This window comes from Dactylosporangium sp. NPDC000521 (assembly GCF_042898305.1).
Lineage (GTDB): Bacteria > Actinomycetota > Actinomycetes > Mycobacteriales > Micromonosporaceae > Dactylosporangium.
Genome location: NZ_JBIAYW010000001.1, coordinates 604622 through 624171 on the forward strand (window position 1 = coordinate 604622; position 19550 = coordinate 624171).

Sequence of the window (19550 nt, forward strand, 5' to 3'; positions counted from 1 at the left end):
GGGGGCCGTGCTCAGCGGGACTGCGCGAGCAGATGGTCGACGACCGTCGCGGTGAAGGCCGGTGACAGCGACGGCACGTGGCCGCCGTCCGGGATCGACCACAGCGCCACCCGGCCGCCGGCACGGCAGTCCTCGTACGCGGTCACGACGGTTTCGGCGCCGGGCAGGCCGGAGTCGAGGTCCAGCGGCGCGGCCCGGGCCGCGGCCCGGTCCGAGCAGCCGTTGTACCGGCGCCACCGCTCGACCGAGGCCGCGGCGGACGGGTACGGCCGGTTCCCGTTCAGGCCCCCGTCGAAGCGGATGGTGTCGTCGGCGGTGCCGTGGATCTGCAGGACGCCGACCGGCCGGGACGGTGCGCACCCGGCGGCATCCTGCGCCACGGCACCGGCGAGAGAGACGATCGCGGTGACGGTGTCCGCGTGCTCGCAGGCCATCCGGTACGCCATGAAGCCGCCGTTGGAGTGCCCGACGAGGTAGACCCGGCCCGGGTCCACGGGGTACGCGGACTTCACGGTGTCGATGAGCCGCCGCAGGTATCCGGAGTCGTCGGTGCCGGCGCGCCCGAAGTCGCAGCACGCGTCGGTCGCGTTCCAGAACCGCCGGCCACTGCCGTTCTTCGTGCCGTCGGGCATCGCGGTGAGGAACCCGCGGCGGTCGGCCTCGGCGGTGAGCCCGAAGTACCGCTCCGCCTCGCCCGCGTCGGACCCGTACCCGTGCAGCAGCACCACCAGCGGCAGCTTCGTCCCGGCAGCGTACGAGGTGGGCAGGTGCAGCTTGAACGGCCGGCCGTCGAGGGCGACGGTCAGCGTCGACCCCGGCACGTCCGCCGGCCGCTCGACCGCCGGGGCCGCGGAACACGCCGGCAGGCACCATGCCAGCACGGCGGCGATCAGCAGGCGGGTCCTCGTCATGCCGTCGATCCTGCCCCGCCCCTCCGGCACAAACCAGAGGGGCGTCGATTCGCCTGCGGCCGGCCGGTCGCCCGGGGGACAGCGGACCGGGCTGCTGGAGGCCGCGACCTTCCGCTGCGCCGGCGTGGATGGGCCGGGCAGCCGGGTCACGGCCGAGCCCTGGTACGCGGAGGTGCGGGAGGCGTTCGCCGCGTACGCGGCGGAGCCGGACGACTGGACCGGCGAGGACTTCCTGGGCTGGGGCCGGCGCGGGGTCACCGACCGGCGGGTCAAGGCGCTGGGATCGGCCGGGCCGGCGATCTACGACGAGGACCGTGCCATGGCCATGACCATCGCGTTCGCTCCGGCCGAGCTGATCGCCGACCCGCGGCTCCTCGAGCCGGACGTGCAGCTCCACACGCTCGGCCTGGTCCCGCACGACCGTGATCCCCACCGCGACGGCCGCGCCGAGGGCCACCACCAGCCGCGGACGCGAAGACATCGGCTGATCGTAATGTGCCGCGACCTTCCGGCGGTGTCCCGTCGTGAGAGCGTCAGCGGCGGTGGCGGCCGGCGAGCTCGGCCGGGATGCTCGCCACGCCGCGGGGGCGGGCGCCGGTGCGCAGCAGGGCGGTGAGGTGCTCGGCGGGGGCGGGCAGGCCGAGGTGGTAGCCCTGCGCGAAGCGGACGCCGAGCTGCCGCAGCGCCTCCAGCTGCTCGTCGGCCTCGACGCCTTCGGCGGTGACGTCGATGCCGACGCTGCGGCCCAGGTCGCCGAGGAGCTTGACGACGGCGAAGTCGTTGCGGTTGTCGAGCATGCCCGCGACGAACGACCGGTCGATCTTCACGCCGGTGACGGGCAGCGCGGAGAGGTTGCGCAGGGTCGCCGAGCCGGCGCCCATGTCGTCGAGCACGATGCCGACGCCCGCGTCGCGCAGGTCCCGCAGCTGGTGGACGGTGCCCTGCAGCTGGGCGAAGTCCGCCGACTCGGGCAGCTCGACCCGCAGCCGGCTCGGCGCGGAGCCGTTGCGGCGCAACGAGTCCAGCACGAGTGAGGTCAGCTCGGCGGCACCGAGCGTGTCGATGGTGAGGTTGACGTTGACGGACTGCGGCGCCCGGTCGCCGAGCACCGCGTCCCACCGCGCGACGTCGGCGCAGGCGCGGTCGAGCACCCAGCGGTCCAGCGCCGGCAGCTGCCGGACCCGCCGCAGCTCCGGCAGGAACAGGTCCGGGGTGAGCAGACCCCGCTGCGGGTGCTGCCACCGCACAAGGGCCTCCACCGACCAGACGCGCCCGTCGTCGATGCCGATGATCGGCTGGTAGAACAGCCGCAGCTCGCCCCGGTCCATCGCGGCGAGCACGTCGTCGCCGTGGCCGTCGGCGAGCGCCCCGACGCCGTGGACCGCCTGGACGCGGTCGGCGCCGGCCTGCTTCGCGCGGTACATGGCGGCGTCGGCCTCCCGCAGCAGCGTCGCACCGTCGGCTCTGGGGCCGGCCACGGCGACGCCGACGCTCGCCGTGCTGTGCGCGCCCGCGGGCAGCGCGGGATCGGTCGCGGCGACGGCCCGGCGGAACCGCTCGCCCAGGGCGAGCGCCGCGTGGTCCTGACGGGAGCCGGCGCCGAGGCGGGTCAGGACCGCGAACTCGTCGCCGCCGAGCCGCGCGACGACGCTGCCGGGGTCGGCGGCCGCGGTGAGCCGGTGCGCGACGGAGACGATCAGCCGGTCGCCGACCGCGTGCCCGAGCGTGTCGTTGACGTGCTTCATGCGGTCGAGGTCGAGGTACACGACGGTGATGCCGGACCGGTCGCCGTCGCGGCAGGCGGCGGTCAGCCGGTGCAGGAACCGCGCCCGGTTCGCCAGCCCGCTGAGCGGGTCGCGGATCGCCTGGACGGCCATGAGGGCGGCGAGCGTCTCGTACAGCCGGGCGGCGGACACCCGCGCGAGCCGGCCGCCGGGGCGGCGGACCAGCACGTCGTCGTAGCGGCGGACCTGATCCCGGCGGCTCACCTGCTCGCACACGTCGGCGACGAGCGCGGTCTCCTCGACGATCATCGGGGCGGGGTCGGCGGTCCGCCCGGCCGGGGTCCTCGCCCACAGCGCCCGCCCGTACCCGAACGGGCCCGACATCAGCTGGGCGAACCTGGCGCGGTTGATGAGGCCGATGCCGCCGTCGAGGTACATGACCGCGACGCTGTGCAGCGACGGGTCCGCACGGAACATCAGGTCGAGGTCCTCGCACCGCATGGTGGACTCGACGACACCGACCGGCCGCGCGAGTGGCCCGACCGTGTCGGACGGCAGTGCGGCATCCCCGTGATCCACGGCGTCAATCATCAGCGACCGGACCCGCGTCACCAAGGGCTGCACTCGCCGGTAATCGGCCTGTCAGCTGCTGTTCAACCGGCGCGGCGGCCCGCATCCGCACCGCCACCGACGGTGTCCGCGAGACGGCCCGGAAACAACGAAAGGCAAGGAGACAACCCCTCGCCACTTCTAACGTATACCGCACCGGGGGTCTTGCGGCAAGACCCGGGTCCTGGCGCAGAATCGTCGGCCGGAGCGAGGGGGGATGCACAATGCCGGAGCAGTACGTGCTGGGCCTGGACGAGGTCGACGAGGCGCGCATCGGTGCGGTCGGCGGCAAGGGCGCACATCTTGGTGCGCTGACGCGGATCGACGGTGTCCGCGTGCCGGCCGGCTTCTGCGTGACCACGGCCGCCTTCCGGCGGGTCATGGCGGCGTTGCCGCCGCTGGACGAGCTGTCGCGGCCGGACGCGGACGACCCGGCCGCGGCGAACGCGCGGATCCGCCGTGCGATCGAGGAGGCCGCCGTTCCCGACGACGTGGTGGCCGCGATCACCGGCGCACTGCGGCGGCTCGGGGAGCAGGAGGCGTACGCCGTGCGGTCGAGCGCGACGGCGGAGGACCTGCCGTCGGCGTCGTTCGCCGGGCAGCAGGACACCTACCTGAACGTGACCGGCCCGGAGGCGGTGCTCCGGCACGTCCGCCGGTGCTGGGCGTCGCTCTTCACCGACCGGGCCGTCTCGTACCGGCGACGCAACGGCATCGAGCACGGCACGGTCCAGATGGCCGTCGTCGTCCAGCGGATGGTGTTCCCGGCGGCGGCCGGCGTCCTGTTCACCGCCGACCCCGTCACCGGCGACCGGCGGGACGTCCGGGTCGAGGCGGTCCACGGTCTCGGTGAGGCGCTCGTGTCCGGTCTCGTGAACGCGGACTCGTTCACGGTGCGCGACGACGCCGTCGTCGCTAGGACCATCGGCGTCAAGGCGCTCGCCGTCGACGCCGCGCCGGCGGGCGGGACGCTGGAACGGGCGGTCGACCCCGCCGAGCAGACGCGGCCCGCGCTCACCGACGCGCAGGTCGTGCGGCTCGCGCGGCTCGGCCGGCGGATCGAGGCGCACTTCGGCCGCCCGCAGGACATCGAGTGGTGCCTGTCCGGCGACGACGTCCACGTCGTGCAGAGCCGGCCGATCACCACCCTGTTCCCGGTCCCCGAGACCGGCGACGGGGGCAACCACGTCTACCTCTCCGTCGGCCACCAGCAGATGATGACCGACGCGATGAAGCCGCTCGGGCTCTCGTTCTGGCAGATGACGACCCCGGCGCCGATGGCGGAGGCCGGCGGCCGGCTGTTCGTCGACGTGACCGCGCGGGTCGCCTCGCCGGCCGGCCGGGCCGCGCTGCTGGAGATGATCGGCAGGTCCGACCCGCTGACCGGCGACGCGCTGCGGACCGTCCTCGACCGCGACGGGTACATCGCGCCGGCACCGGACGGGGAAGCCCCTGCCCCGCTACCGGCCGGTGCCACACCGGAGCAGCTCCCGACCGACCCGGCCGTGGTCACCGAGCTGATCGCCCAGCACCAGGCCTCGATCGCCGAACTGCGGGAGGCCATCCGCCCGCTGTCCGGGACGGCGCTGCTCGACTTCATCCAGGCCGACCTGCAGGAGCTGCGGCGGCTCCTGTTCGACCGGCGCAGCCACCACGTGTTCATGTCGGCGATGGAGGCCGCGTGGTGGCTCAACGAGCGGCTCGAGGAGTGGCTGGGGGAGAAGAACGCCTCCGACCCGCTCACCCAGTCGGTGCCGCACAACATCACGTCGGAGATGGGCCTGGCGCTGCTGGACGTCGCCGACGTGATCCGCCCGCACCCGGAGCTGGTGGCCTACCTGGAGCGCGCCGACCTCTCGTTGGAGGACATGGCGAAGCTGCCCGGCGGCCAGGAGGCCCGCGACGCCATCGAGGCGTGGCTCGACACGTACGGGATGCGCTGCGCCGGCGAGATCGACATCACCCGCCCGCGGTGGAGCGAGCAGCCCTCGACCCTCCTGCCGGTGATCCTCGGCAACGTCAGGAACTTCCAGCCGGGCGCCGCCGCCCGGCGCTTCGAGGAGGGCCGGCGGGAGGCGCTGGCGAAGGAGCAGGAGATCCTGGCGCGGCTGCGCGGCCTGCCCGACGGCGCGGCGAAGGCCGAGGAGACCCGACAGAAGATCGACCGGGTGCGGACGTTCATCGGGTATCGCGAGTACCCGAAGTACGGGATGGTCAGCCGCTACTTCATCTACAAGCAGGCGCTGCTGGGGGAGGCCGACCGCCTCGTCCGGTCCGGCGTGCTCCGCGACCGCGAGGACATCTTCCACCTGCGCTTCGACGAGCTGCACGAGGTCGTGCGGACCGGCCACGCCGACGCGTCGTTGATCGACCGCCGCAAGGAGGAGTTCCGCTCGTACGGGACGCTCACCCCACCCCGCGTGCTCACCTCGGACGGCGAGGCCATCACCGGCGCGTACCGCCGCGACGACCTCCCGCCGGGCGCCCTGGCCGGCCTGCCGGTGTCCGCCGGCGTCGTCGAGGGCCGCGCCCGCGTAGTGCTCGACCTGGCGGAGGCCGACCTCGAACCGGGCGACATCCTGGTGACCGCCTACACGGACCCCAGCTGGACCCCGCTGTTCGTGGCGGTCGCCGGCCTGGTCACGGAGGTCGGCGGCCAGATGACCCACGGCGCCGTCATCGCCCGCGAGTACGGCCTGCCGGCGGTCGTCGCCGTCGTCGGCGCCACCACCTCCATCCAGGACGGCCAGCGCATCCGCGTCGACGGCACCGACGGCTACGTCGAGATCCTGTCCTGAGGCGGGGTGCCCGACCCGGACGGATGCGGCGCCCTGGAGGCGCCCTGGAGGCGCCATGTGGACGACGGTGCCGGGTGATCACTGCGGGTCGCGGGCCTGACAGGATGTTCGTCCACGACGAGGGGGCCTGTGAGTTGAACATGCTGGAAGTGCTCGACGATCCGGTGGGGCAGTCGCTGCGCGGCGCGCACGCACACCTCGCCCGGTGGTCGGGCAACGCCGCGACGTACCAGGAGGGCGTTTCGACGTTCGTGGCGGTGCCCGTGCGGCCGACGCCGGCGGACTGGGACGACCTGGCGCAGCTGCTGGGCAGCGGCGGGTTCGCCGACCTGTTCAGCGCCGACGTCACGCCTCCGGCGTCGTGGGAGCCGGTGTTCGAGCTGGACGGGTTCCAGATGGTCTTCGACGGGCCACGGCCGGAAGCTCGTGCCGAAGGGGTGGTGGAGCTCGGGGCGGGCGACGTCGAGGACATGCTGGCGCTCACCGAGCTGGCGCGGCCCGGGCCGTTCTGGGCGCGGACCGCCGAGCTCGGCGCGTTCCACGGTGTGCGTGAGGACGGGGTGCTGGTCGCCATGGCGGGCGAGCGGCTGCGGCCGCCGGGCTGGACCGAGATCAGCGCCGTGTGCACCGCCCCGCACGCCCGTGGGCGCGGGCTCGCCGCACACGTGACGCGGGCGGCCGTCGACCGGATCGCCGGCCGTGGCGAGCGCCCGTTCCTGCACGTCGCGGCGAGCAACACCGGCGCGATCCGGGTGTACGAACGGCTCGGCTTCGTGGTCCGCCGGCCCGTCCGGTTCCACGGCTACCGCGTCCCCTGACCGACCTGAGCGTCCGGCCCGCTGGCGTGAGCGTCCGGCCCGCTGGCGTGAGCGTCCGGCCCGCTGGCGTGAGCGTCCGGCCCGCTGGCGTGAGCGTCCGGCCCGCCGGCGTCAGCGGGGGGCGGCGCGGAGCGGGCCGGGAGGCGGCCGGTGGACCGGGGCGGCGGTGAGGGCGTGGCGGCGCGGCGGGCGCGCAGGAGGGCCCAGCCGACGAGGGCGGCGGCGGCCGTCGTCAGCGTCAGGCCGGCGACCGTGACCGCCTCGTCGAACTGGGCGGTCACCGCGGCGCTCCAGTGCGCGGCCGTGACGGTGCCGGTGAAGAGGGCGGCGAGGATGGTGCCCGTGACGGCGACGCCCGCGCCGGCGGTCACCTCGGTGGCGGTGTCGGTGAGGGCCGCGCCGATCGTGGTGCGCTCCGGCGGCAGGCCGCGCAGCACGTTCACGCCGGCGACGACGCCGACGACGCGCAGGCCGGCGGCGACCAGTACCAGCGCGGCGGCGACGAACACGTAGCCGAGGCCGTGCAGGAGGGTGAAGACGGCGAGGCCGGCCACGACCGCGGTGGCGCTGATCCAGGCGGCCCGCTCGAGGCCGGCCCGCCGCACGAACGGGTCGACGAACAGCCCGCCCGCGATCAGGACGGCGACCTGCGGCAGCATGCCGAGCGCGGCGTGCGCGGGCGTCCAGCCCCGGGCGAGCTGGAGGTCGAGGGTCACCATGTACCCGAGGCCGGCCGTCGCCAGCCCCGCGGCGGCCTTGTACGCCAGGCCGCTCGACACCAGCGGACGGGCGACGAGGCTCAGGTCGAGCAGCGGGTGCCGGGCGGTCCGCTCCCGCACGACGAACAGGGCCGCCGCCGCCACGCCCCCGGCGGTCGCCGCCCAACCGGCCCGCGGGCCGTCCTCGACGAACAGGGTCGGCGCGAGGAGCGCCAGGGCGATCGTGGCCGTGCCGAGCAGCGCGCCGGGGACGTCCACCGGGTCGCGGTGCAGCCCGGCCGGCGTGTCCGGGGCGATGCCCGCTCGTACACCGGCGATGGCGAGGACCGCGATGGGCGCGTTGACCAGCAGGAGCGTCTGCCAGGGCGCGACGGCGAGCACGAAGCCGCCCGTGGACGGGCCGATCGCGAGGCCGGCGAGGCCGACGGTCGAGATGAGGGTCATCGCGCGCACGCGCAGGCCGTCGTCGTCGAACAGCCGGAAGGCGAGGGCGGCGGAGCCGGGGGTCGTCATCGCCGCGGCGACGCCCATGAGCGCCCGGACGGCGATGAGCTGCCCGGCGGTTGTGACCAGCGCCGTCGCCAGGCTCGCGGCGCCGAGCAGGGTGAGGCCGGCGAACATGACGCGGCGGCGGCCGAACCGGTCGGCGACGGCGCCGAAGGCGAGCATCAGCCCGCCGAACGCGACCGAGTACGCGCCGGTGACCCACTGCAGCGCGACCGTGGAGGCGTGCAGGTCGCGGCCGATGGTGGGCAGCGCGACGGTGAGGATCGAGTTGTCGAGCATCTCGACCAGGAACACGGCGGAGAGCCCGGTCAGGGCGGGCCACGCCTGGCGGAGCGAGGTGGGGGACATGAGTGGAGCGTAGCCCAAACTTGGGGCGCACCCTAGAAATGTGGTTCGGTACACTGCAGGGGTGGCTGGCACCGGACTCCGTGACCTGAAGAAGGCGCGCACCCGCCGGCTCATCGCCGAGACCGCGGCCCGGCTCTTCGCGGAGCGGGGCTACGAGCGGGTGACGGTGAGCGAGGTCGCCCGCGCGGCGGAGGTGGCGGAGCAGACGCTCTACAACTACTTCCCGACCAAGGAGCACCTGGTCACCGACCGCGAGCAGCAGATACAGGACCAGCTGGGCGACCTGATCCGCGCCCGGCCGGCGGGGACCAGCCCGGCCGCCGCCGTGCGCGGCTTCGTCCTGGAGACGGTGGCGGCGATCCGCGACATGCCGGCGGAGTTCGCCCGCGGCAACCTCGGATACCTGGCGGCGATCAGCCCCGCCGTCCACCGCCTCGCCCTGGAGATGAGCGACCGGCAGGCCACGGCGCTCGGCGCCGCCATCGCCGAGACGTCCGGCGTCGCGCCGGAGATCGCCCGCCTGCAGGGGATCGCCCTCGCCGGCGTCTTCCAGATCCTCATCAGCGAGTCGGGGCGCCGCACCCGCGACGGCGAGACGCCCGCTGAGATCGCTGACGCGCTGTATCCGCAGGTGGACGGCCTGCTGGCCGAGCTGGACCGCTGGCTGCGGTAGCCGGGATCTGCGCGCTGTCAGTGTGCTGTCAGCGCGGCTCGCGATGGTCCCTTGTGCACGCCAGAGCGGCGGGCACACGGATCAGAGAAGCGAGCCCACCATGCAGACGTTTCGACACCCCCGCCCCCATCTCCGCCGTCCTCGACATCCCCGCCGGCCGTGTGCGGTTCATCGCCGGCACGAAGTCCTTCGCCCAGTGCGCGCTCGCCGTCGTGGTGCCGCCCATCATGACGGGACGGCCGGCGAGGTGGCGATGTGCTACAAACACGTCCGTAACGGGGGGAGGAACGGCATGCGCCGTCAGTTCGTGGTGCTCGCAGCGGTGCTCGCCGGGCTGGCGGGCTGCGGTCCGGGCGGCGGCTCGAAGGGGTCGCACGGCGCGTCGGGCGCACCGTCGAAGCAGCCGCCGCCGAAGGTCGCGGGCAAGCTGCTCGTCGAAACGGGCGCCGGGCTCAAGCTGCTGACGCAGGAGGCCGACGGGCACCTGTCGACCGCGCCGTTCGACGTGCCGCGCTCCGGCGACTTCGAGTACGAGATCTCCGCCGACCACACGTTGTTCGTCTACCGCAGCGGCAAGGTCGTGACCGCCCGCACCATCGCCGACGGCAGCGAGCGCAGGATCGCCGGCGACGCGTCCGGCAACAAGGTGTGCCTGCGCGTCTCCCCGGACAGCAAGCGGGTCTCGTACATCCGCGGCGAGGAGCTTGTCGTCGCCGACCTCACTGGCAAGGTGACCGTCGTCGACAAGGTCAAGAAGGCGAAGTACACCCTCGGCACGCAGACGGTGACGGCCACGACCGAGCTGGACTGCGGCGAGTGGCTGGACGACACGCACCTGAAGTTCGACCGGCGCAGGACGACCCCGGACAGCATCTCGGTCGAGATCACCGCCACGGCGCCCGTCATCAAGGCCGACACCACGACGATCGCGGTGCTCGGCGGCAAGACCCCGAAGCTGATCGACGCGCCGAGCATGTGGGACCCCACCGCCGTGTGCGGCAAGCGGATCGCGGTCACCGTCGGCACCATCAAGGACCCGCTGCACCTGCGTGAGCGCACCGGCGACGCCGAGCTGAGCAAGGCCGGCGCGTTCGACGGCCCCGACAGCGCCCTGGCCGGCACCGGTCGCAGCACCCACCGTGTGCTGTTCGTCCCCGGCACCTGCCGCCCGGTGCTGTACACCCTGGACGCCCGCACGATCCAGCCGATCGACCCGGCGACCAGGGCGATCGGCGCCGAGCCCATCGTCACCCTGCCCAAGGAAGGCCTCGACGTCCAGCTGTGGAGCGACCCGGCGACCTGGCAGCCGGCGAAGGACACCGAGGTGCTCGCCGCAGTCCTCGACAAGCAGATCGTCGTCATCGACCTCGCCGCCCGCACCGCGAGGACCGCCCCCGCCGACGGCCTCGACGCCAGTTCCCGGGTCATCGCCTGGCTCCCGTAACCCTTGCCGCTCGGGTGCCCTCGGAGCCCCAGGGGGCGCCTGTGAGGAACACCTGGCACGCTCGCGCACCAGGTGACCGAGAGTGCTGTCACTTCGGTGGATTGACAGCCGGCGCGACGATCCGCACCCTGATCGAGCACAGTCTGTAGTCGCGCTCCGGGGGTCGCCGCCTGATGCCGTACCGTCACCGGGCGTACATCGCCGTCGTCGTCCTCCTCGCCGCTGTGTTGGTGTGGGTGGCGCCGCGGACCTCCGAGGGGAGCGCCCCCGACGGCGTGCTGGACGTGCTGTTCGTCGGCAACAGCCTGCTCGGCTCGTTCAGCACGGCGACCGGCGAGGACACGCCCGCGCTGGTCCGGCGGCTGGCGTCGTCCGCCGGCCGTACCGTCGACGTCACCGAAGTGATCCACTCCGGCTACACGCTGCGGCAGACCTGGGACGACGGCCTCGTCGCGCGGGCGGTCGGCGGCGGGAAGCGGTTCGACGTCATCGTGCTGCAGGAGTACAGCACGCTCGTCGCCACCGACCTGGCCGCGGCGAAGCGCACCCTGCTCGGCCTGTACGCGCCGGCCTTCCGCCACACCCTGAAGCCCGGCGGCCGGGTGGTGCTGTTCAAGAACTGGGCCCTGGCCGACCCGACCCCGTTCCCGTCCCGTGCCGCGGCCAAGACGGCGATCGACGCCAACTACGCGGCCCTGTCAGCGGCCCTGTCAGCGGCCCTGTCAGCGGCCCTTCCGGCGCCGAACGTCCTGGCCCCGATCGCCGACGCGTTCGAGACGCTGATCGCCACCCACGGCACCCCGTTCCTCATCGACCCGGACGGCAAGCACCCCAACGACACCGCCCGCTACCTGGACGCGGTCACCCTCTACGGCATCGTCTTCCGCGACTCGCCCCGCGACCTCGCCGACCTGTACCTGCCCGCCCCGATCGCCGCGGAGCTCCGCTCGGTCGCCGCCACCGCGATCGGCTTCTGAAGCCGCTCGTGCGAGAGTGGTGCATGCCGTTGGGTGCGTATCCCGTCAGGACCTCGATCGCCGTGTCCGACATTCAGCGGGCGGTGGCGTTCTACGAGGGCAAGCTGGGCCTGCGGGCGGTGTGGTCCGGGCCCAGTGCCCACATCGCCGGCGGTAGCCGCGTCTACGAGTCCGGTGGCGGGCCGGCGCTGAACGTGTACCAGTCGGTGACCGCCGGGCAGACCTCGGCCACCCTCGCCACGTGGTACGTCGACGACATCGACGCGGTCGTCGACGAGCTGGTCGCGGCCGGCGTCGAGGTCAGCCGGTACGAGCAGTACGAGCACGACGCGAAGGGGATCACCGCCCGGGCCGGCGGTGGGCGGATCGCATGGTTCCAGGACCCGGATGGCAACACCTTCGCCGTCGAGGCGGACGCCTGACCCTGCGGGCGGCAACGCTCAAGCCGGGCGCCACGCGGCCGATTGGCGGGGCAAGGAGGTGCGTTGGGATGGTTCGGAACCTTCCGATCGCCGGGAAGCTGGCGTCGACGGTGGCCGTGGTGTGCCTGCTGCTCGTGGCGGTGGGGATGCTCGGGGTCAGCCAGCTCGGCGCCGCCCAGGACCGGCTGCACGGCATGTATACCGACAATCTGCAGGACATCGCCGACCTCGACGACGTCGCGCTGCACTTCCTGACGGTGCAGAACCAGGTCGCGAACCTGGCGATGGTCACCTCCGATGCCGACCAGCGGGCCGCGGTGGCCGCGATCGACGAGGCAAACGCCTCGCTGGACCGGGCGTGGGACGCGTTCAAGGTGCTGCCCGCGGCAGGCGAACCGGCCGACCACACCCGGTTCGAGGAGGCCCTCGCGGGGTACCGTGCGGTGCTCACGCAGGAGCTGCTGCCGCTGGCGAAGGCCGACGATTCGGACCTGGGGCAGCTCACCGCGCTGCGCAAGACGAAGGCCGACCCGCTGCTGGCGGCCGGCCAGCAGGCCCTGGACCGGCTCGACGCGGCCGTCGTCGCCAAGGCGGAGAACACCCTCGCGACGTCGCGGCGCGCGTACGAGCGGTCCCGGGCACTCATCGCCGGGATGATCGTGGCGGCGGTGCTGCTGACCGCGGCACTCGTCTGGGCGATCAGCCGGATGATCGCCAAACCGCTGCACGCCACGGTCGGCGTCCTGGAGTCGATGGCCGAGGGTGACCTCGGCGGCCGGCTCGACGTGTCCGGCCGGGACGAGGTCGGCAGGATGGGCGCCGCGCTCAACCGCGGCCTCGAGCGCCTCGGTGAGTCGCTGCGCGGGGTGGACGAGCTCGTCGGGCGGGTCTCGACCGCGTCCGAGCGGCTCAGCCAGGCCGCCGGCGGCATGAGCGGCAGCGCCGAGCGCTCGGCGGTCGAGGCCCGGGCGGCGTCGCGTGAGACGGAGCAGATCAGCCAGGACATCGGTTCGGTCGCCGCGGGGTCGGAGGAGATCGGCGCCTCGATCCGGGAGATCGCCCGCAGCACCTCGGACGCGGCCGGGACCGCCGACCGGGCCGTCCGGGAGGCCACCGACGCCGCGGGCGTGCTGCACCGCCTGAGCCAGTCCTCCGGTGAGATCGAGACCGTGGTCAAGCTCATCACCTCGATCGCGGAGCAGACGAACCTGCTCGCCCTGAACGCGACCATCGAGGCCGCGCGGGCCGGCGACGCGGGCAAGGGCTTCGCGGTCGTCGCCACCGAGGTGAAGGACCTGGCTCAGGAGACGGCCCGGGCCACCGAGGACATCGCCCAGCGGGTGGCGGCGATCCAGCGCGACTCGACCGCCGCGGTCACCGCCATCGAGCAGATCAGCGGCGTCATCACCACCATCCGCGACGCCCAGACGAGCATCGCGGCGGCGGTCGAGCAGCAGTCGGCGACGACGAACGAGATGAACCGCACGGTGAGCCAGGTCGCCGGCCGCGCCCACCAGATCAACGCCAACGTCACCAACGTGGCCACCGTCGCCGACGAGACCACCGGCGTCGCCCAGGGCACGGCGGACACCGCCGCGGACCTCAACAGCATCGCCGCCGACCTGCGCCGCACGGTGTCCGTCTTCCGGTACTGACGAGGTCCCCGCCGGCGCAGGTCGGCGGCGAAGTAGTCGTACACGACCCCCATCAGGGGATCGTGCCAAGGGTTTACGGCCGTCGATACCGGGTGAGGACCGCGGCGCCGACCTGCTCGACCGACACGGTGTCCAGATGGGTGGATGGGCCGTCCGCGGGGAAGAGCCGCCGGCCGGTGCCGAGCACGGTCGGGAAGGTCAGCAGCCGGTACTCGTCGATCAGGTCCGCCGCCATCAGCGTGCGCACGACGCTCAGGCTCCCGGCGACGACGATGTCGCGCTCCTCCTGCTTGACGGTGGCGACGAGGTCGCCGTCCAGGATCCGGGAGTTGGCCCACGCCGCGGTGTCGGCCGATGTACGGGTGGCGACCAGCTTCGGCACGGCGTTCATCCGGGTGGAGAACGGGTCGTCGCGCTTGGGCCAGAGCGTGGAGAACAGCTGCCACGTGGTGCGGCCCAGCAGCATGACCCCGTCGTCCAGCAGCGGCCCGAGGCGGAACTTGTCGCCGGCGACGGAGGCCGGGCCGTGCCGGAACGCCCAGCCGCCCGCCGGGGTGCCGTCCGACCCGTCCGGGTCGGAGACGATCCCGTCGAGGGTGATGAACTCGATGACGATGACGCTCATGATGGTCCCTTCTGCCGGTGCTCACCCGTACATACCGGTGGCACCGGCGGAACTCATCGCAGCTTCGGCAGATCGAACAGTTCGAGCACGGCCGGGTCGGCGAACGTGACGTTGTGCGCGACGCGACCGTCGACGACGGTGAGCACCTGCAGCGTGTGCAGGTGGTGTACGCCGTGGGCCTGCGGTGCGTACGCGGCGAGCGCGGGCTGGCCGTTGGCGCTCACCCGCGCCATGACCCAGCCGGTGCCACGCATCTGGAAGACCCGCTCGATGAACCGCCCGTAGTCCCGGCGCCCGCGGTACCACAGCGGCACCGGCGGCATCTCCAGCACGGCGTCGTCGGTCAGCAGCCGCACCAGTGCCGGCACGTCGGCGGCCTCGAACGCCCGGGCGTACCGGTCGACGGTCCCACGGACCCGGGAGTCGTCCGGTTCGGCGACGGAGCCCGCCTCACACGAGGCGACCGCCGCCCGCGCCCGCTGCAGGGCGCTGTTGACCGCCGGCACGGTGGTGCCCAGCTGCGCGGCGACCTCCGCGGCGCTGAACTGCAGGACATCGCGGAGCACGAGCGCGGCCCGCTGGCGCGCCGACAGGGTCTGCATGGCCGCGATCAGCGCCAGCCGCAGGTCGGTCCGGGCGTCGGTGTCGAACCTCGCGTCGGGGAACGGCTGCAGCCATGGGATGTCGGTCGCGGGCGTGAGCGGCGCGCCGGGGTCGTCGCTCGGCGCGCCCAGCCCCGACGGTAGCGGCCGCCGCGCCCGCCCTTCCAGCGCGGTCAGGCACACGTTGGTGGCGATGCGGTAGAGCCATGTCCGCACCGACGCGCGATCGCTGTCGTACCGGTCCCGCGCCTTCCATGCCCGCAGCATCGTCTCCTGCACCAGGTCTTCGGCGTCGTGGAACGAGCCCAGCATCCGGTAGCAGTACGCGATCAGCTCGACCCGGTACGGTTCCAGTTCCACGCCGCCCATCCTGCCCCACGCGCTCCGCTGGCATCATGACCGGATGCGGACACGGCTGCTCTTCGTGCGGCACGGCGAGTCGGTGCTCAAGACGGACGCGGTCGTCGGCGGTCCGAACGGCTGCCGGGGACTGACGGAGACCGGCCACGCAGTCCTGGACATCGCGCACCGGCACCGGGGCGGCACCGCGATCCTGGTCGGCCACGCCGAGACGGTCGAGAGCTCCTTCCACGCCCTCGCCGCCCAGCCGCTCGACCGGGCGTTCGACCTGGCGGTGGCCCCGGCGTCGGTCACGGAGTGGACGACCGCCGCCGACCCGACCGCCTGGCCGCCGCCGCGCTGGACGCTGCGCCGCTGCAACGACGTCCGCTGAGGGCCCAGGACTCCGATCGTTCCGGACCTTCCGGGGAGACGGCGCTCAGGCCTCTTCGAGGGCCTGTTCGGCGCGCTCCGGGCTGCCCTCGGCGAGGCCGCGGTCGATGGCGCGGCGGGAGGCGAGCCACAGCACGACGCCGGCGAGCAGCACGGTGGCCTCGGTGACCGTGAGGGCCCAGATGATGCCGGGCAGGCCGAACCACAGGTTGCCGAGCAGGACCACCGGGATGAACAGGACGCCCTGCGTCATGGACATCACCGTCGCGGCGACGGCCCGGCCGGTCGCCTGGAACAGCGACGTGAGCAGGCCGGTGAAGCCGTTCGCGACCATGGCGACGAGCTGCGCCGTGAGGATCGTGACGCCGGTCGTCAGCACCGACGGGTCGGCGACGAAGGCGGAGAACACCTGGTCGCGAAGCGCGAACACGAGGGCCGAGAAGGTCACGGCGATGCCGCCGACCGTGATCGCCGAGCCGCGCAGCGCGGCGGTGAGGCGCTTCCGGTCGCCCTTGCCGTAGGAGTAGGCGAGCAGCGGCAGCACCCCGAGCGTCACGCCCATGACCAGGAACTCCGGGATCTGCGCGATGCGGACCGCGACGCCCATCGCGGCGAGGGGGCCGTCGCCGTAGGCGGCCGCGAGGTTGTTGAGCACCAACGACGTGACGATCAGGAACGCCGACTGCAGCAGGGTGCCGACACCCACGCCGAGGACCGGTGCCACGACGGCGCGGTCGAGGGTGAACCAGCGCGGCGCGATGCTCATGTACTGGCTGTTTCGGTGCAGCCAGGTCGCGAAGTACGCGATGACGCCGAGGTTGGCCAAGCCCATGGCGAGCGCCGCGCCGGCGACGCCCCAGTGCAGGACGAGGATGAACAGCACGTCGAAGACCAGGTTCGCGACCGTGGACGCGATGAGCCCGATCATCACCTGCCGGGCGGCGCCCTCCGCGCGCACCAGCTGCTCGAGGCAGACCGCGGCGGCGAGCACGGGCACGAACGCGAGCATCACACCGACGTAGGCCGTCGTCGCCGGCACCGCCGCGGCGTCGGCGCCGAGCAGCGACACGAGCGGGTGCAGCAGGGCCAGGCCGAGCCCGCCGAGCACGGCGCCGACGATGACGGAGCCCCAGACGGAGAACGCCGCGACGGGCCGGATCCCGCCGGCCTTCGCCGGGTCGTGCTCGGCGGCGCCGAGCAGCCGCGAGACGAGGGCGCCGCCGCCGACGCCGAACACGTTGCCGATCGCCATGACCAGCCCGAGGATCGGCGCGCCGTACGTGAGCGCGGCCAGCAGCGCGGTGTCGTGGAGCGTGCCGATGAACCCGGCGTTGACGAGGTTGTAGACGGCGGTGACGATCATCGCGGCGGCCATCGGCACGCACAGGTGCACGAGGGCACGGACGATCGGCGCGGACGACAGGTACCAGCGGTTGGTGCCGGCGGCGTCGGTGCTCACCGGGGACTCGACGGTTGCGCTGCTCATGACCGCTCCTTTCCAGGGCAGGTTCGAGCGCACGCCGACGGAGCGCCGGCGCGGCGACAGGTTCGAGCGCACGCCGGCGGAGCGCCGGCGCGGCGACAGGTTCGGGTGTGCGCCGGCGGAGCCGCCGGCGCGGTCAGAGCTGCTGGGGGCCTACGGCCCGGTCACGACCGCGTGGGCTGCGGCAGGTCCGAGGTGATTTTCGTGAGCAGGGCGTGCAGGGTGGCCCGCTCCGCCTGGTCCAGCGGCGCGAGGATCGACTCCTCGGCCGCGGCCATCGCGGTGTCGAACCCGGCGATCAGCTCGGCGCCCGCCGTGGTGGCGTAGACGCGCTTGCTGCGCTCGTTGCCGGGCTCCGTCCGGCGCTCGACCAGCTCACGGCGCTCGAGCCCCTGGAGGAGACTCGTGACGCTCGCGGCGCTGGTACGGGTGATCTCGGCGATGTCGCGCTGGATCGCGCCGGGGTGCTGGACCAGGTAGCCGAGCACGAAGCCCTGCTCGTGGCTGAGCTCGCGGGCCCGGATCCAGTCCTCGCCGGCCTTCCGCTGCGCCCAACCGATCCAGCGGAGCAGGTCGAGGGTCGTGGTGAGTCTCGGCGCGTCCATGATGAGAACTCTAAAGGTTAGAGTTCTAACAGTCAAGGCTCGAACTCGGCTGGCGGCAGGATGCCACGGGCCATGGCGGTGGTGACCGCGGCGGTGCGGTCCTTCACGCCCAGCTTGTCGAAGATGCGCATGACGTGGCTCTTCACCGTCGCCTCGCTGACGAACAGCTCGCGGCCGGTCTCCGGGTTCGACAGGCCACGGGCGACGCACCGCAGCACCTGCAGCTCCCGCGCCGTCAGCTGTGGCACGGCGCCGCGCATGTGCCGGGCCAGCCGGGTCGCCGCCGGCGCGGCGATCGCGGTCTCGCCCCGGGCCGCCGCCCTGATCGCCGCCGTGAGCTCCTCCCGGGAGCAGCCCTTCAGCAGGTAGCCCGTGGCGCCTGCGGCGACCGCCCGGACGACGTCGCCGTCGGTGTCGTACGTGGTGAGCACCAGCACCGCCGCGTGCCCGGCCGTGGTGATCCGCGCGATGGCGGTGATGCCGTCGAGGTCGGGCAGCCGCAGGTCCATGAGCACCAGGTCCGGGCGCAGCTCCCCGGCCAGCCGGACCGCGTCGTGCCCGCCGCCGCAGTCCGCGACGACGGTGAGGTCCGGCTCGCCGTCGAGGACCGCCCGCAGCCCCTCCCGGACGATCGGGTGGTCGTCGACAATCAGAATGCGCACGGCAGCTCCACCACGACGGTCACCCCGGCGCCCGGTGCGGAGCGGACGTCGACGGTGCCGCCGGCCGCGGTCACCCGGTCCCGCAGCCCGGACAGCCCGTGCCCGTCCGGCCTTGCGCTCGCGTCGAAGCCGCGCCCGTCGTCGCTCACCCGCAGCGTGAGCCCGTCGGCGGTGTACTCGAGACGGACCTCGACCCGGTTGGCCGCGGCGTGGCGGCGCACGTTGGCCAGGGCCTCCTGCCCGACGCGCAGCGCGACGACCTCGAGGTCCGGCGGCAGCGCCCGCGGCTCGCCGCCGACGGCCAGGGTCGCGCCGCCGGGCAGGTCGGGGCCGATCCGGTCGACGACCTGGCGCAGCGCGCCCGGCAGGGACGCGGCCACCAGCGGCGGCGGGGCCGCGGCCGCGACCAGCGACCGGGCCTCGGCGAGGTTCTCGCGGGCCGTGTCGCGGGCCCGGTGCAGGTATCCGCGCGCTGCGTCCTGCCCGTCGGTGAGCTCCGCCTCGAGGGCGTCGAGCAGCAGCAGCACGCTGGTGAACCCCTGGGCGACCGTGTCGTGGATGTCGCGGGCCATCCGTTCGCGCTCCGCGAGGGCGCCGGTACGGCGGCTGACCTCGGCCAGCTCCGCGCGGGTGGCGGCGAGCTCGGCGACGAGCCTGGCACGCTCCTTGCTCTGGTCGATGATCCGGGTGATCCACAGGCCGACGCCCACCGCTCCGACCCCGGCCAGCAACATCGGCACGACGACGTCCGGCAGCTCACCGGCCGCCGCGCCGGACCGGGCGGCGAGCACCCCGCTGAGCGCGACGACGATCCCGGCGGTGGCGGCGACCGCGTGCCGGGTCGGCAGCATCGCCCACACGTGCGGGAACAGCACGAACAGCAGCGCCCCGGCCGGGGGCGCCGCCGCGAACGCCGCCGTCGCGAGCCCGCCCGCCATCGCCACGTAGCGCCAGCCACCGGTGGAGCGGGGCAGGCGCAGCCGCTTCGCCCCGACCGCCGCGTACCAGCCGGCGAGGGCCGCGAGCAGCGCCACACCGAGCATCCGCCGCCCGGCCCCGAGCTCACCGTCGACCGCCACCAGCCCGGCGGCCAGCAGGTCGAGCACCCCGAACGCCACGTGCCACCGCCCGGCGAGCCGATACCACTCGTGCTGCCCCGGATCGACGCCGTCCGCCGCGGCCGCCGGGGGATGGACGGCGATCATCCGGACAGCATCCCGCACCACGGAGGCCGCC

Annotated in this window: 18 protein-coding genes; 9 read left to right on the forward strand and 9 right to left on the reverse strand. The window is 73.7% G+C overall.

Annotated features, from left to right (window positions below):
* Positions 1 to 11: 11 nt before the first annotated feature.
* Entirely contained in the window at positions 12 to 911 is a 900-nt protein-coding gene (locus tag ACFY3L_RS02850; protein ID WP_389318064.1) for an alpha/beta hydrolase family esterase, read from the reverse strand.
* Here ACFY3L_RS02850 and ACFY3L_RS02855 point away from each other — a divergent pair.
* Positions 910 to 1527 (forward strand): hypothetical protein, encoded by a 618-nt coding sequence (locus ACFY3L_RS02855; protein ID WP_389318066.1) that lies wholly within the window; start codon positions 910 to 912, stop codon positions 1525 to 1527. The genes ACFY3L_RS02850 and ACFY3L_RS02855 overlap by 2 nt on opposite strands.
* On the opposite strand, the gene ACFY3L_RS02860 is transcribed toward ACFY3L_RS02855, so the two are convergent.
* Positions 1445 to 3214, reverse strand: a complete 1770-nt coding sequence (locus tag ACFY3L_RS02860; protein ID WP_389318068.1) for a putative bifunctional diguanylate cyclase/phosphodiesterase — start codon at positions 3212 to 3214, stop codon at positions 1445 to 1447. The genes ACFY3L_RS02855 and ACFY3L_RS02860 overlap by 83 nt on opposite strands.
* A 254-nt stretch (positions 3215 to 3468) precedes the next feature.
* On the opposite strand from ACFY3L_RS02860, the gene rph reads away from it, so the two are divergent.
* Together rph and ACFY3L_RS02870 are read left to right on the forward strand one after the other, a co-directional pair.
* The gene (gene rph / locus ACFY3L_RS02865) at positions 3469 to 6042 is read left to right on the forward strand and encodes a rifamycin-inactivating phosphotransferase (RefSeq protein ID WP_389318069.1); all 2574 of its coding nucleotides are present in this window, start codon (positions 3469 to 3471) and stop codon (positions 6040 to 6042) included.
* Positions 6043 to 6182: 140 nt separating this feature from the next.
* On the forward strand, positions 6183 to 6860 hold the full coding sequence (locus ACFY3L_RS02870) for a GNAT family N-acetyltransferase (protein WP_389318071.1): 678 nt from the start codon (positions 6183 to 6185) through the stop codon (positions 6858 to 6860).
* Here the strand turns inward: ACFY3L_RS02870 and ACFY3L_RS02875 are convergent.
* Positions 6845 to 8434 carry an MFS transporter gene (locus ACFY3L_RS02875; RefSeq protein ID WP_389318073.1) on the reverse strand — a complete coding sequence of 530 codons (1590 nt, stop codon included), beginning with the start codon at positions 8432 to 8434 and terminating at the stop codon, positions 6845 to 6847. The genes ACFY3L_RS02870 and ACFY3L_RS02875 overlap by 16 nt on opposite strands.
* 61 nt (positions 8435 to 8495) lie before the next feature.
* Here ACFY3L_RS02875 and ACFY3L_RS02880 point away from each other — a divergent pair, with 61 nt between their 5' ends.
* From ACFY3L_RS02880 to ACFY3L_RS02900, 5 genes are all read left to right on the forward strand, one after another.
* The gene (locus tag ACFY3L_RS02880; RefSeq protein WP_389318075.1) at positions 8496 to 9107 is read left to right on the forward strand and encodes a TetR/AcrR family transcriptional regulator; all 612 of its coding nucleotides are present in this window, start codon (positions 8496 to 8498) and stop codon (positions 9105 to 9107) included.
* Between the two features lie 292 nt (positions 9108 to 9399).
* Positions 9400 to 10551, forward strand: coding sequence for a hypothetical protein (locus tag ACFY3L_RS02885; RefSeq protein WP_389318077.1), 1152 nt, complete (start codon positions 9400 to 9402; stop codon positions 10549 to 10551).
* A 173-nt stretch (positions 10552 to 10724) separates the two neighbouring features.
* Positions 10725 to 11528: a hypothetical protein gene (locus ACFY3L_RS02890; protein ID WP_389318079.1), complete on the forward strand. Its 804-nt coding sequence runs from the start codon at positions 10725 to 10727 to the stop codon at positions 11526 to 11528.
* A 62-nt stretch (positions 11529 to 11590) separates the two neighbouring features.
* The gene (locus ACFY3L_RS02895; protein ID WP_389318081.1) at positions 11591 to 11950 is read left to right on the forward strand and encodes a VOC family protein; all 360 of its coding nucleotides are present in this window, start codon (positions 11591 to 11593) and stop codon (positions 11948 to 11950) included.
* Positions 11951 to 12018: 68 nt separating this feature from the next.
* Positions 12019 to 13605, forward strand: coding sequence for a methyl-accepting chemotaxis protein (locus ACFY3L_RS02900; protein ID WP_389318083.1), 1587 nt, complete (start codon positions 12019 to 12021; stop codon positions 13603 to 13605).
* Between the two features lie 73 nt (positions 13606 to 13678).
* Here the strand turns inward: ACFY3L_RS02900 and ACFY3L_RS02905 are convergent, their stop codons facing one another.
* Positions 13679 to 14230 (reverse strand): dihydrofolate reductase family protein, encoded by a 552-nt coding sequence (locus tag ACFY3L_RS02905; protein WP_389318085.1) that lies wholly within the window; start codon positions 14228 to 14230, stop codon positions 13679 to 13681.
* Between the two features lie 53 nt (positions 14231 to 14283).
* Positions 14284 to 15192, reverse strand: a complete 909-nt coding sequence (locus ACFY3L_RS02910) for a sigma-70 family RNA polymerase sigma factor (protein ID WP_389318087.1) — start codon at positions 15190 to 15192, stop codon at positions 14284 to 14286.
* 43 nt (positions 15193 to 15235) lie between these two features.
* On the opposite strand from ACFY3L_RS02910, the gene ACFY3L_RS02915 reads away from it, so the two are divergent.
* The gene (locus tag ACFY3L_RS02915) at positions 15236 to 15565 is read left to right on the forward strand and encodes a hypothetical protein (RefSeq protein ID WP_389318089.1); all 330 of its coding nucleotides are present in this window, start codon (positions 15236 to 15238) and stop codon (positions 15563 to 15565) included.
* Between the two features lie 45 nt (positions 15566 to 15610).
* Here ACFY3L_RS02915 and ACFY3L_RS02920 read toward each other — a convergent pair whose 3' ends face one another.
* From ACFY3L_RS02920 to ACFY3L_RS02935, 4 genes are all read right to left on the reverse strand, one after another.
* Positions 15611 to 17050 (reverse strand): MATE family efflux transporter, encoded by a 1440-nt coding sequence (locus ACFY3L_RS02920; RefSeq protein WP_389318090.1) that lies wholly within the window; start codon positions 17048 to 17050, stop codon positions 15611 to 15613.
* Positions 17051 to 17211: 161 nt separating this feature from the next.
* A complete protein-coding gene (locus ACFY3L_RS02925) occupies positions 17212 to 17652 on the reverse strand; it encodes a MarR family winged helix-turn-helix transcriptional regulator (RefSeq protein ID WP_389318092.1) in 441 nt (146 codons plus the stop codon).
* A 32-nt stretch (positions 17653 to 17684) separates the two neighbouring features.
* Positions 17685 to 18314 (reverse strand): response regulator, encoded by a 630-nt coding sequence (locus ACFY3L_RS02930; RefSeq protein WP_389318093.1) that lies wholly within the window; start codon positions 18312 to 18314, stop codon positions 17685 to 17687.
* Positions 18302 to 19519, reverse strand: a complete 1218-nt coding sequence (locus ACFY3L_RS02935; protein WP_389318095.1) for a sensor histidine kinase — start codon at positions 19517 to 19519, stop codon at positions 18302 to 18304. The genes ACFY3L_RS02930 and ACFY3L_RS02935 overlap by 13 nt, the downstream gene beginning before the upstream one ends.
* Between the last annotated feature and the right edge of the window lie 31 nt (positions 19520 to 19550).